The 12,558-nt window shown below is 58.0% G+C and carries 12 protein-coding genes; 10 read left to right on the top strand and 2 right to left on the bottom strand.

The window, feature by feature from the left end; translation table 11 throughout:
- The first annotated feature begins 119 nt into the window (after positions 1-119).
- The 7 genes from ftsZ (at position 120) to dnaE (ending at position 8,372) form a co-directional block, all read left to right on the top strand.
- Positions 120-1,277, top strand: coding sequence for a cell division protein FtsZ (gene ftsZ, locus AADH44_RS07160; RefSeq protein WP_341952016.1), 1,158 nt, complete (start codon positions 120-122; stop codon positions 1,275-1,277).
- A 5-nt stretch (positions 1,278-1,282) separates the two neighbouring features.
- Positions 1,283-1,969 carry a YggS family pyridoxal phosphate-dependent enzyme gene (locus AADH44_RS07155; protein WP_341952015.1) on the top strand — a complete coding sequence of 229 codons (687 nt, stop codon included), beginning with the start codon at positions 1,283-1,285 and terminating at the stop codon, positions 1,967-1,969.
- A gap of 36 nt (positions 1,970-2,005) precedes the next feature.
- A complete protein-coding gene (gene sepF / locus AADH44_RS07150) occupies positions 2,006-2,467 on the top strand; it encodes a cell division protein SepF (protein WP_341952014.1) in 462 nt (153 codons plus the stop codon).
- Between the two features lie 60 nt (positions 2,468-2,527).
- Complete coding sequence (locus tag AADH44_RS07145; RefSeq protein ID WP_341952013.1) at positions 2,528-2,821, top strand: YggT family protein; 294 nt, start codon at positions 2,528-2,530, stop codon at positions 2,819-2,821.
- 126 nt (positions 2,822-2,947) lie between these two features.
- A complete protein-coding gene (locus AADH44_RS07140) occupies positions 2,948-3,685 on the top strand; it encodes a DivIVA domain-containing protein (RefSeq protein ID WP_341952012.1) in 738 nt (245 codons plus the stop codon).
- A 180-nt stretch (positions 3,686-3,865) separates the two neighbouring features.
- Entirely contained in the window at positions 3,866-4,786 is a 921-nt protein-coding gene (locus tag AADH44_RS07135; protein ID WP_341952011.1) for an RluA family pseudouridine synthase, read from the top strand.
- A gap of 67 nt (positions 4,787-4,853) precedes the next feature.
- Positions 4,854-8,372 (top strand): DNA polymerase III subunit alpha, encoded by a 3,519-nt coding sequence (gene dnaE / locus AADH44_RS07130; protein WP_341952010.1) that lies wholly within the window; start codon positions 4,854-4,856, stop codon positions 8,370-8,372.
- A 77-nt stretch (positions 8,373-8,449) separates the two neighbouring features.
- Here the strand turns inward: dnaE and AADH44_RS07125 are convergent, their stop codons facing one another.
- Positions 8,450-8,953 (bottom strand): flavin reductase family protein, encoded by a 504-nt coding sequence (locus AADH44_RS07125; protein ID WP_341952009.1) that lies wholly within the window; start codon positions 8,951-8,953, stop codon positions 8,450-8,452.
- A gap of 68 nt (positions 8,954-9,021) precedes the next feature.
- Between AADH44_RS07125 and hisD the strand changes: the two genes are divergently transcribed.
- From hisD to AADH44_RS07110, 3 genes are read left to right on the top strand one after another with little or no spacing between them, the layout of a single operon-like run.
- Positions 9,022-10,335 carry a histidinol dehydrogenase gene (gene hisD / locus AADH44_RS07120; protein ID WP_341952008.1) on the top strand — a complete coding sequence of 438 codons (1,314 nt, stop codon included), beginning with the start codon at positions 9,022-9,024 and terminating at the stop codon, positions 10,333-10,335.
- Between the two features lie 20 nt (positions 10,336-10,355).
- Positions 10,356-10,814, top strand: coding sequence for a transcriptional regulator NrdR (gene nrdR / locus AADH44_RS07115; protein ID WP_341952007.1), 459 nt, complete (start codon positions 10,356-10,358; stop codon positions 10,812-10,814).
- Between the two features lie 51 nt (positions 10,815-10,865).
- Positions 10,866-11,903 (top strand): quinone-dependent dihydroorotate dehydrogenase, encoded by a 1,038-nt coding sequence (locus AADH44_RS07110; RefSeq protein WP_341952006.1) that lies wholly within the window; start codon positions 10,866-10,868, stop codon positions 11,901-11,903.
- A gap of 39 nt (positions 11,904-11,942) precedes the next feature.
- Here the strand turns inward: AADH44_RS07110 and AADH44_RS07105 are convergent, their stop codons facing one another.
- A complete protein-coding gene (locus AADH44_RS07105; protein ID WP_341952005.1) occupies positions 11,943-12,521 on the bottom strand; it encodes a DUF3043 domain-containing protein in 579 nt (192 codons plus the stop codon).
- Between the last annotated feature and the right edge of the window lie 37 nt (positions 12,522-12,558).

The following is a 12,558-nucleotide window of genomic DNA, read 5'->3' as shown; positions in this document are numbered from 1 at the left end:
ACGCGGTCGGCGGTGCATCGGTGTAGCTCGCTGTCCGCATACTCTCAAACTAAGAAATACATACTGAGCATAACTTTAAACCTCAAGTCGAGGTTGATAGTTTCCAGTGGAGGCCGAACGTGACATCAAACCAGAACTACCTCGCAGTCATCAAGGTAGTCGGCATCGGTGGTGGCGGAGTAAACGCCGTCAACCGAATGATCGAGCTCGGCCTGCGAGGCGTCGAGTTCATTGCGATCAATACCGACGCCCAGGCACTGCTAATGAGCGACGCAGACGTCAAGCTTGACGTCGGTCGCGAACTGACCAGAGGCCTCGGTGCAGGCGCTGACCCTGAGGTTGGCCGCCGTGCGGCAGAGGACCACGCAGAAGAGATTGAAGAAGCACTTGCGGGCGCCGACATGGTGTTCGTTACTGCTGGCGAGGGTGGCGGAACCGGCACCGGTGGCGCCCCAGTAGTTGCCCGCATTGCTAAGTCGATTGGTGCGCTCACGATCGGTGTTGTCACCAAGCCATTCGGCTTTGAAGGCAAGCGCCGCTCGTCGCAGGCGGAGATCGGTGTCGACACCCTCAAGAATGAGGTCGATACCCTCATCGTCGTTCCGAACGACCGCCTTCTCGAGATCAGTGATCGCGGCATCAGCATGCTCGAAGCCTTCGCAACGGCTGACCAGGTGCTGTTGGCCGGCGTTCAGGGCATTACCGACCTCATCACGACTCCGGGCCTCATCAACCTCGACTTCGCCGATGTTAAGTCAGTGATGCAGGGCGCAGGCTCTGCGCTGATGGGAATCGGTTCTTCGCGCGGGGCCGACCGGGCCATAAAAGCGGCTGAACTCGCTGTGGCATCCCCACTGCTGGAAGCCAGCATTGATGGCGCACACGGTGTTCTGCTTTCGATCCAGGGCGGATCGAACCTCGGAATTTTCGAGATCAACGATGCTGCGCGACTCGTTCAAGAGGCGGTGCATCCTGAAGCGAACATCATCTTCGGTGCCGTCATCGACGACACTCTCGGAGACGAAGTTCGCGTGACGGTAATTGCCGCAGGGTTTGATGGTGGAGAGCCATCGGCCAAGCCTGCCGAAGGGCGCCGTACTAATTACGTCGTGCCCGAGGCCCCTGCAGAGCACATCGCTGCAGCCCAGAAGCCGACGGAGAAAGAAACTGACTGGAAGTCGCAGCCGAGTGTTGTACCTGCAGCGACCATCGATCGCAGCTTTGATGATGACGCCGAGAACGACAACGATCTCGACGTTCCAGACTTCTTAAAGTAGCAGTCATGACTGACCTGACACCGTTAGGCCAACGACTCGCCGACGTCGATGAACAGATCGCGGATTCCGCACGCTCGGCATCGCGCGACCTGTCGTCGATCACGAGGATCGTCATCACTAAGTTCCACCCCGCAAGCCTTGTGCGCGAGTTGTACGACCTCGGCGTGCGCGACTTTGGTGAAAGTCGGCATCAGGAGGCGCAGCCGAAAGTTGCTGAGCTTTCTGATCTTGACGCACGGTGGAACTTTGTCGGGCAGTTGCAGAGTAAAAAAGCGCGACAAGTTCGCGCCTACTGCCAAGCGATCCATTCGGTTGACCGCGATTCTCTGATTACTGCTCTCACGAACGATGATGTAGCCATTCCACTCGACGTTTTTGTGCAAGTGAATCTCACTGACGATCCGGGCCGAGGCGGAGTGCTTCCCAGCGAACTTGATGCTTTCGTCGATCGTGTGGCTGGTGCTGCCGGAATCGAGCTGAGGGGGCTCATGGGCGTTGCGCCACTGGGCGAAGACCCGCGGCCTTCGTTCGTCGCTCTACGGTCGCTTTCTGAGCGCATGGGGGCGCAGCATCCCAACGCCCGTGCACTCTCGATGGGAATGTCAGGCGACTTCGCCGAAGCGATTGCCGAAGGCGCGACACACCTTCGAATTGGCACGGCAATCACGGGAAAACGACCTGACCATGGTTAATCTCGAAGCAGAAGCTTCACCATTCGGAGGATTATCATGGCCAACCCACTGCGCAAGACAATGGTCTATCTCGGCCTCGCCGACGAAGACTACGAATACGATCAGGCGCCGGTTGCGCCGGTTGCCCCTGTTGCGGCAGCACACGCACCAGCGAACTCAAATCGCGCGCCAGTCACTCCTTTGCGCCGCGCTGCGCCCAGCACTGCGGAGGCAGAGATGAACGAGATTTTGACGGTGCACCCGCGCCAGTACAAGGACGCCCAGCTCATCGCGGAGAACTTCCGCGAGGGCATCCCCGTGATCATCAACCTCTCGCAGATGAGTGAACCGGATGCACGTCGACTGGTCGATTTCGCCAGCGGACTTTCGCAGGGTCTCTACGGCAAGATCGAACGAGTTACCAGCAAAGTCTTCTTGCTTTCACCAGCACACGTTGCCGTGAGTGGGGACCAGGCCGAGGTTGAGTCTGACGTCGACGCTTCGTTTTTCGCTCAGTAAACCTGTTGCTCAGTAACTACGCTGCGCAACGCGTGTGATTTAGACCGGTACCCTAGAAGAGTGAATCCGGTTTCAATTATCGCTACGGTGGCTATATTCGCCATTAATCTTTTTATGCTTGCGATGTGGGCTCGGTTTATTCTCGATCTCGTTGTCGTCTTTGCTAGAGGGTGGCGTCCGAGCGGCGTCGGTCTTGTGTTGTCTGAGATTGCTTTCACTATCACGGACCCCCCGATCAAAGCGGTACGCAAAGTTGTACCGATGATTCGCATCGGCAGCGGTGCGCTGGATTTGTCATGGATGCTCGTCATGCTGGCGTGCATTATCTTGACCTCCATTTTGCGGGGCTTTTAGAACTGGCAGAAGCGGATGTACTCTTATCAGAGAGCATGTGGCAACTAATCAGGTTTCGTCATTACGATGTGAAACGAACGTTGAACGTTGTGTATACGTTGAAAGAAAGTTTTAGAGGTGGCGGCAATGGCTTTGACTCCAGAAGATGTGGTCAACAAGAGGTTCGAATCAACCAAGTTCCGAGAGGGATACGACCAAGATGACGTCGATGATTTTCTCGACGAGGTTGTTGTTGAATTGCGACGACTCAATCAGGAGAACGACGAGCTTCGCCAGCGTTTGACTGCTGCCGAGTCACGTTCGAACGAATCGCAGCAATCGGCGAGCAGCGAACCCGCTGTGCCCGCGCCAGTATCGGCATCCGCCCCTGCGGCGATTGAGAGTGCTCCGGCACCTGAGCCATCCTCGTCGGCCCTCGACGATGCCAGCAGCAGCACCAACAACTTGCTTCAGCTTGCGCGCCGGCTGCATGAAGAGCACGTACGCGACGGTGTCGCGAAACGCGATGCACTCATTGCCGAAGGTCAGGCTTCCGCCGCTGAGATTGTCGCCGAGGCAGAAGCGCAGCAGCGTGCTCAGCTCGGTTCACTCGAGCAGGAACGTGAGGTGATCGAAAGCCGCATCGAGTCGCTGCAGAACTTCGAACGCGAATACCGCGAGAAGCTAAAGAGCTACATCGAAGGCCAGCTTCATGAACTAGATTCTGACAGCCTTGTCTCCGCTGGAGCTCCTGCGAAAGAGTCAGGGCAAAAGGACGCCGCTCCTGTCGCACAGCCGACCGGCCACTTGTCACCCGAAGATTTTGCTGCGCCCCAATCGGCCCAGCAGCCTCCGGCAAGCTTCACTGGTTTCTCCGGCAGCTAGTTATTAGCACAGATAGTTATTTGCGCAGGCCGCCAGCACGTCGGTGAGAGCTTCGGCTCCGCCGGTGCTGGCGGCTTTTGCTATGTTGGCGCTCGAGTCAGATAACTGACCGCAGCCGGGTATCCAAATTTTTGTTGAACACGAACACATCGTCATTGAGCACGCATCCGAGGAGCAGTAGTGGAAACCCGTAGTTTGCCGGTTCCGGAAGGGCTTGTGGGGCAGCGCGTAGACGCAGCCCTCGCCAAGCTTCTTGGCTTTTCGCGAACATTTGCCGCAGAGGTAGCCGAATCGGGCGGAGTAATGATGGACGGTGCCGAAGTCGGCAAGTCAGATCGCCTCACCGCTGGTACATGGATTGAGGTGTCCTGGATTTCCAAGACTGAACCGCAGATAGTGCCCGTCGTGCTCGATAGCCTCGGCATTATTTACGACGATGATCACATTGTTGTCGTCGACAAGCCCGCCGGAGTCGCAGCACACCCATCGATTGGCTGGGACGGTGTGACTGTTCTTGGTGCACTCGCTGGCGCTGGATACCGTATCTCGACGTCTGGCGCCGCCGAGCGCGCAGGAATCGTGCACCGCCTCGATGCGGGCACGAGCGGTCTTATGATGGTTGCAAAGTCTGAACTCGCCTACAGAGAGCTCAAGCGTGCTTTCCACGATCGCGAAGTGAACAAGATCTACCACTCGGTCGTGCAAGGACACCCCGACCCACTCGCGGGAACAATCGACGCTCCGATCGGTCGGCATCCGGGCTCAAGCTGGAAGTTTGCTGTCGTCGCCGGGGGCAAAGACTCCATTACCCACTACGAGACGCTCGAAGCATTCCCGTCTGCTGCGCTTGTTGAAGTTCAACTTGAGACCGGACGCACACACCAGATCCGTGTGCACATGGCGGCACAGCGTCATCCCTGTGTCGGCGACACCATGTACGGCGCCGACCCGACGATTTCCGCCAGGCTTGGCCTAACCCGCCAGTGGTTGCACGCCCACAAGCTAGGGTTTGCGCATCCGGCGACCGGGGAAAATGTGCTGTTCGAGTCACCATATCCAGCTGACCTTCAGGCGGCACTTGAGGTGCTTCGCGCCAACTAGGGCGCGTCAGTTAGAGTCTGTTTGGCGTGCTGGCTTAGGCTGGATTTCGAAAGAATTCGGAGTGACTGTGGCTGCTAATAACGACTCGTTTGTGCACTTGCACGTTCACAGCGAGTACTCGATGCTCGATGGTGCAGCGCGCGTAGGGCCATTGCTCGATGCCGCCGTCGAACAGGGAATGCCGGCGATCGCGATCACCGACCACGGCAACATGTTCGGTGCCTATGACTTCTGGAAGTCGGCCACTGCCCGAGGTATCAAGCCAATTATCGGCACTGAGGCATACATCACTCCTGGCACGGCGCGCGGTGACAAGACTCGTGTGCGTTGGGGGGGGAGTCATCAGACTCGAGATGATGTCGGTGGCAGCGGTGCGTACACCCACATGACTTTGTTGTCCCAAGACAACGAAGGAATGCACAACCTGTTTCGCCTGTCATCTAAGGCCTCGATCGAGGGTTTCTATTTCAAGCCGCGAATGGATCGTGAGCTCCTTAGCCAATATTCGAAGGGAATTATCGCCACGACCGGGTGTGTGGGTGGCGAGGTCCAAACAAAGCTCCGACTTGGTCAGTATGACGAAGCTCGCCAGGCCGCAGCGGACTTCCAAGACATCTTCGGCAAAGAGAACTTCTTTGCCGAAATCATGGACCACGGCATCGATATCGAGCGCCGCACGCTACTCGATCTCATCAGGCTCGCCAAAGAGCTGGACATGCCACTGCTCGCGACAAATGACCTGCACTACACGCACTCCCACGATGCGACCGCACACGCAGCGTTGTTGTGTGTGCAATCTGCCTCGACTCTCGACGATCCCAACCGCTTCAAGTTCGACTCGAACGAGTTTTACCTCAAGTCGGCTGCCGAGATGCGTTCCTTGTTCCGCGAACATCCTGAAGCATGCGACAACACGCTGCTGATCGCCGAACGTTGTGAGGTTAGTTTTGAGGGCCGCGACCTCATGCCACGATTCCCGGTTCCCGAAGGGGAGACGGAGGCGACCTGGTTTGAGAAGGAGGTAGCGCGTGGAATGAACAAGCGGTTCAACAACGCGCCATCTGAAGCGCATCTTGCGCAGGCAAAGTACGAGGTCGACGTTATCCAGCAGATGGGGTTTCCTGGTTACTTCCTCGTTGTTGCCGACTTCATTCAGTGGGCGAAGGCGCAGGGCATCCGCGTTGGTCCTGGTCGAGGTTCTGCTGCGGGCTCGATGGCCTCCTATGCGGTCGGAATCACCGAGCTCGATCCACTCGCGCACGGACTCATCTTTGAGAGATTTTTGAACCCCGAACGTGTTTCGATGCCCGACGTCGATGTCGACTTTGACGATCGACGACGTGGCGAAGTTATTCGCTACGTCACCGAAAAATACGGCGACGACCGCGTCGCTCAGATCGTCACGTACGGCACGATTAAGGCAAAGCAGGCGCTCAAAGACTCTGCTCGGGTGCTTGGCATGCCCTACTCGGTGGGGGAGAAACTCACCAAGGCAATGCCCGCAGCCATCATGGGCAAGGATATCTCCCTTAATGATGTGCGCAATAAAGATGCGCCGCGGTATAAAGAGGCCGCAGATATCCGGGGAATTCTCGACACCGACGCTGAAGCAGCGAAAGTCTTCGAAACCGCAGTTGGGCTTGAAGGGCTGAAGCGACAGTGGGGCGTGCACGCGGCCGGTGTTGTGCTTTCCGCCGAGCCATTGCTTGATGTGCTGCCCATTATGCGCCGTGAAGACGATGGCGCCATCATCACTCAGTTCGATCAGCCACCGCTCGAAAGCCTCGGTCTGATCAAGATGGACTTCTTGGGGCTTCGCAACCTCACGGTCATTGAAGATGCGTTGACGATGATCAAGGCGAACACTGGCTCTCCGCTCGTCATCGAAGACCTTGATCTGGATGCCGACCAGAAGACCTACGATTTACTCGCCCGCGGTGACACCCTGGGCGTTTTCCAGCTCGATGGCGGGCCAATGCGAGCCCTGCTTAAGCAGCTCAAGCCCACGAACTTTGAAGACATCTCTGCCGTTATTGCCCTGTATCGCCCGGGCCCGATGGGAATGAACTCCCACACTAAGTACGCGCTACGAAAAAACGGCTTGGAGGAGATTGATGCGATCCATCCCGAGCTTGAAGAGCCGTTAAAAGAAATTCTCGGCACCACTTTTGGTCTGATTGTGTATCAAGAGCAAGTCATGTCAGTGGCTCAGAAGGTCGCAGGCTTCACTCTTGGTCAAGCCGACGTCTTGCGTCGGGCAATGGGCAAGAAGAAGAAAGAAGAGCTCGACAAGCAGTTCATCGGGTTCGAAACGGGCATGCTCGACAACGGCTTCAGTAAAGAAGCCGTCAAGGTGCTGTGGGAAACGCTCATGCCGTTTGCTGATTACGCCTTCAACAAGGCGCACAGCGCTGGTTACGGCGTGCTCAGCTACTGGACCGCATACCTCAAAGCCAATTACCCGGCCGAGTACATGGCCGCGCTTCTCACAAGTGTCGGCGACTCAAAAGACAAGCTCGGGATGTACTTGAGCGAGTGCCGCCGCATGGGCATCAAGGTGTTGGCGCCCGATGTCAACGAATCGACCGTGAACTTTACGGCTGTCGCCGGCGACATCAGGTTTGGCCTCGGCGCCGTCCGCAATGTTGGTGCTTCAGTCGTGGAGCAAATTGTTCGTGCTCGCGCCGAAAAGGGCCGCTTCGAGTCATTCCACGACTACCTCCGCAAGGTCTCCATTCAGGTTGCTAATAAGCGCACTGTGGAATCTCTCATCAAATCTGGGGCGTTCGACTCTCTGGGCGCTACTCGTCGCGGGCTTCTCGAAATCCACGAAGATGCGTGCGACTCGGCCGTGAGCCTCAAGCGCAACGAAGCGAACGGTCAGGTCGACCTGTTTGGTGGCATCTTCGACTTTGATGACGACGATGACGGCGTTCCCGATCGGCCGGAGTGGTCGAAGCGCGACAAGCTCGCCTTCGAGCGCGAGATGTTGGGGCTCTACGTTTCCGACCATCCGCTGTCGGGGCTTGAACTGCAGCTCGCCAAGCATCAGGATGCGACGATCACCGAAGTTTTGTCTGGCGATGTGGTCTCCGATGGTGAACACGTCTCAATCGCGGGCCTCGTCACCAGTGTTCAGCACCGGGTAGCCCGCAACAGTGGCAACCAATACGGCATTGTTACGGTCGAAGATTTTGGCGGCGAAATCAGCGTCATGTTCCTCGGAAAGACATATCAAGAGTTCGCGCCGGGCCTAATTAATGACTCTATTGTCGTGGTGCGCGGGCGGGCAAGTGCGCGAGATGACGGCATGAACTTGCATGCGGTCAGCATGTTCTCTCCGGAATTGGGGCCCAGTTTGGGGTCGGGACCGATTGTGGTCTCGATCAATGAACATCGGGCAACCACCGACGTGGTTACCGGTCTCGGCGATGTACTCATTCGTCACTCCGGTGATGTCGAGGTGCGATTGCGTCTCGTGCGCGGCGACGTCGCACGCGTTTTCGAAGTGCCTTACCGCGTCAAGGTGTCGGCAGACCTCTACGGCGAACTAAAGACGCTACTCGGGCCAGGCTGCCTGGGTTGATCCCCGGTTGGGCTAATCCCCGGGTGGGCCAATCAGGGCATGAGCGAGCCCGGGTTCCGGCTATTCGACCGCAGGGATTAGTTATCGAGGGAGTGAGGACGCATGTAGGTGCGCTCGTGGTAGAGCAGGGCTTCATCTTCGTCGCCCAGAACGCCGTGATCGATTTCCACTACAACGACCGCGTTATTGTGCACCGGATACACCTCAACGATGCGCCCGATTGCGATTGCGGTTGCACCATCGAGCAGGGGCAGTCCAGTGTCATCGGGGTGCCAATGGTCTCCGACAAATCGAAGGCTATGATCGGCCGCCATGCGTTCGGCGAGATGGCGGCTTCGCGGCCCGAGCATGTGGATCGCGACTCGGTTTCCGACCGTAATCGCTGGCCACGAGCTCGAGACTTGAGCCATATTGAAAGTTGCGAGTGGGGGATCGGCCGCGAGCGACGCGAGTGACGTGGCGGTGAATCCCACGGGATGACCGTCGGGTGCGAGCGACGTCACTACGGCTACGCCAGCCGCGTGGCGCCTGAATGCGCCCCTGAAAGCGTCGATTCCTTCTGTTGCTGCTGAATTATCCATATGTCTTCTCTCAAGCCTAATCGGCGCACAGGAATTCCGAGCACAGAACGAACTAGCATGGTTGAGCTATGTCGCTGAATACAATTGACCTTCGTGCCGCCACTCTGAGCCGCGCCGAACTTTCCCGTGTCATCCCTCGTGCTCAAATGGATGTTTCCGCCGCTTCTGCTACGGCGTTTAACCTCATTGAGGACGTCCGCGAGCGCGGAGAGCAGGCTCTGCTCGACCAAGCTGAGCGGCTAGATCGGGTGCGCCCTGATCGAGTGCGTATCCACGCTGATGAGATCACTCGCGCGACCCGCGCTCTCGAGCCCGCTGTGCGCGACGCGCTCGAACTTGCCATCGATCGCGTTCGCACCGCGAGCAAGGCCCAAGTTCCGCCACCGATCATGACTGAACTCGGCGATGGTGCCGAAATCGTGCAGCGATGGCAACCCGTCAACCGAGTCGGACTCTATGTTCCGGGTGGCAAGGCGGTCTACCCGTCGAGCGTGATTATGAACGTTGTGCCTGCGCAGGTCGCTGGCGTTTCTTCGGTGGCTCTCGCCTCACCCCCTCAGCGCAACTTTGGGGGAGCGGTGCATCCGACAATCCTTGGCGCGGCAGGACTATTGGGGGTCGATGAGGTTTACGCGATGGGTGGTGCAGGCGCCATTGCTGCTTTCGCCTACGGAATCCCCGATTTGGGTCTCGATCCCGTTGATATTATTACGGGCCCGGGAAACGTCTACGTTGCGGCTGCCAAGCGTGCGGTGCGTGGCATGGTCGGTATAGATTCCGAAGCTGGGCCAACCGAAATCTTGATTATTGCGGATGCGAACGCTGATCCTCAACTGGTGGCTGCGGACTTGCTGAGTCAGGCAGAGCACGATGAACTTGCTGCTGCGGTCTTAGTCACCGACTCCGAAGAACTTGCGGATGCCGTGCGCATCGAGCTTGCCGCGCAGCTCGCGCTGACCCTGCACTCCGAGCGCGCAGGCATCGCCCTCGACGGCCAACAGTCCGCCATAGTCTTGGTGAGCGACATGGTGGCCGCTGCGGCGCTGAGTAACGCCTACGGCCCTGAGCACCTGGAGATTCAGACCGAAGAGTCCGGCACCGTCATGGACATGATTGACAATGCTGGGGCAATTTTCCTCGGTGCGCAATCGCCCGTTAGCCTTGGTGACTATCTTGCTGGATCGAACCATGTGCTTCCAACGGGAGGTCAGTCGCGATTCTCCTCGGGACTCGGCGCGTACACGTTCTTGCGCCCACAGCAGGTAATCCGTTACGGACACGAGGCGCTTCGCGCACTTGAGCCACACATTGTTGCCCTCAGTTCTGCGGAAGATCTGCCTGCTCATGGCGCGGCGGTGAGTGCGCGGTTCCGCAATAACTAACCGGGTACGCTTGACACACTATGTATTGCCCTTTTTGTAGGCATCCCGATAGCAGGGTTGTTGATTCCCGCACAAGCGATGACGGCCTTTCGATTCGCCGCCGCCGTCAGTGCCCCGAGTGTGGGCGACGATTCTCGACGACTGAGACGGCCTCGCTCAACGTAATCAAGCGCAACGGCGTCGTTGAGTCGTTTAGCCGTGAGAAAATCGTCAGCGGTGTGCGTAAGGCGTGCCAGGGGCGACCAGTCACCGATACTGATCTTGCAGTGCTCGCACAGAAGGTCGAAGAAGCGATTCGCGCGACGGGCGCCGCCCAGGTTGACGCAAATGAAATCGGCTTGGCCATTCTTTCGCCATTGCGTGACCTCGACGAGGTTGCCTATTTGCGCTTCGCGAGCGTCTACCAAGCCTTCGATTCACTCGACGACTTTGATGCTGCAATAAGCCAGCTCCGTTTGGATCACGACACCACTAGTTAGTCAGGTCCTGTTGTTGAACACCGTCTTCTACCGCTGAGAGCACCGCTGCCCATGTATGACTTCTTCTTCCGCACCGTTCTCAAGCGACTTGACCCCGAGTTTGCTCATTCACTCGCGTTTGCCGTGATCCGAGTGCTTCCGGTAGTAGGGATTGGGCGCCTGCTGCAGCGCACTCCAGACCCAGTGCTTCGAGTAGACACCCTAGGTTTGAGCTTTGACTCCCCATTTGGAGTGGCGGCCGGTTTCGACAAATCTGGCGTTGGCATCCAAGGATTGGGTCAGCTGGGCTTCAGTCATATTGAGGTGGGAACGATTACCGCCCTCCCGCAGCCAGGAAACCCCAAACCGCGACTCTTTCGTCTTGTCGCGGATCGCGGTGCCATCAACCGGATGGGGTTCAATAACGCGGGTGCTGCCGCAGCGTCTAGCGTGATTGAGCGTGCACGACGGCGAGCACAGCGACCGGTCATTGGCGTCAATATTGGTAAGTCTCGAGTTGTGGCTGTCGAGAACGCTGTCGCCGACTACCTCACGAGCGCTCGCGCGCTTGCGCCGCTCGCTGATTACCTCGTCGTCAACGTGAGTTCCCCGAATACGCCGGGGCTTCGCGGGCTTCAGGAGATAGACAAGCTGAAGCCGCTGCTTATGGCCGTGAAATCTGCCGCCGGGGAGACACCGGTGCTCGTCAAAATTGCGCCGGACGTTACGGATGACGAGGCTGCGTCAATCGCGCGGCTTGCAGTCGAGGAGCTTGACGGCATCATTGCAACGAACACGACGGTCTCGCGAAAGGGATTGAAGACGGCCCCTGGCATCGTCGAGGCTGCGGGTGCTGGTGGAGTCTCGGGAAAACCGGTCGCCGCGCGGTCGCTGGAACTATTGCGAGTGATCCGAGCCGTTGTGCCCGCCGAGTTCTGTGTGATCTCAGTCGGTGGCGTTGAAACGGCAGAGGATGTCGCTGAGCGTTTGCGCGAGGGAGCAACCCTAGTTCAGGGATACACCGGTTTCATCTACCGCGGTCCGTTGTGGGCACGGACGATCAATCGGCGGCTCGCAACGATTCTTCGCTCCGAGCGGGCGGCTGAGTAACTGAGCGGAACCCGCACGACTGTGTGTCGAGCGCGCGAGCTAGCTGGGGTACTGTCTGCGCTTGACCTGCGGCTTCGGCAGTCGCATGATGCGTAACTGAAGCGATCGCATCGCAGCGTACCAGCGCACCTTCTCAGCGCGTGATTCGCCAAACTTCTCGGTAATTTTGCGGCGCAGACGCAGTCCAAGCAGGACTGCGTCGATGGTCGCCACTATGAAGAAGCCCCACAGTGCAAATAGTCCAAAGACCTGCACCTCTGGCTGAGGGAAAAGAGTCAAGATGATAACTACGAACATGGCGGGGACCAGAAGTTCACCAACGCTGAAGCGCGCGTCTACGTAGTCACGAACAAATCGTTTCTGCGGGCCACGATCCCTAGCTGGCAAGTACTTCTCTTCACCGTTCGCCATGCCAACGCGGGCACGTTCTCGTTCTGCCTGCATTTTCGTACGGGCTTGACGACGGGCTTCCTTGCGGTCGTCAGAGACGAGTGGGCGCAAATTGGCGGCTTCGCGTTCTTTGCGAGTGGGGGTGGGGCGGCCCTTGCCCGTGACACTTTCGTTGTCACCCGGAGAGTCGGGAGTCGAGTTGCTGTTGTTCGAAGATGCTGTTGCCACTGAGTTCCTTGCGTTGATGTCAATCTAAGATTACTCG

It is taken from the genome of Salinibacterium sp. TMP30, assembly GCF_038397785.1.
Taxonomy (GTDB): Bacteria; Actinomycetota; Actinomycetes; order Actinomycetales; family Microbacteriaceae; genus Rhodoglobus.
The sequence above is the reverse complement of the archived record's forward strand: the minus strand, read 5'-3'. Positions and strand labels throughout refer to the sequence as shown.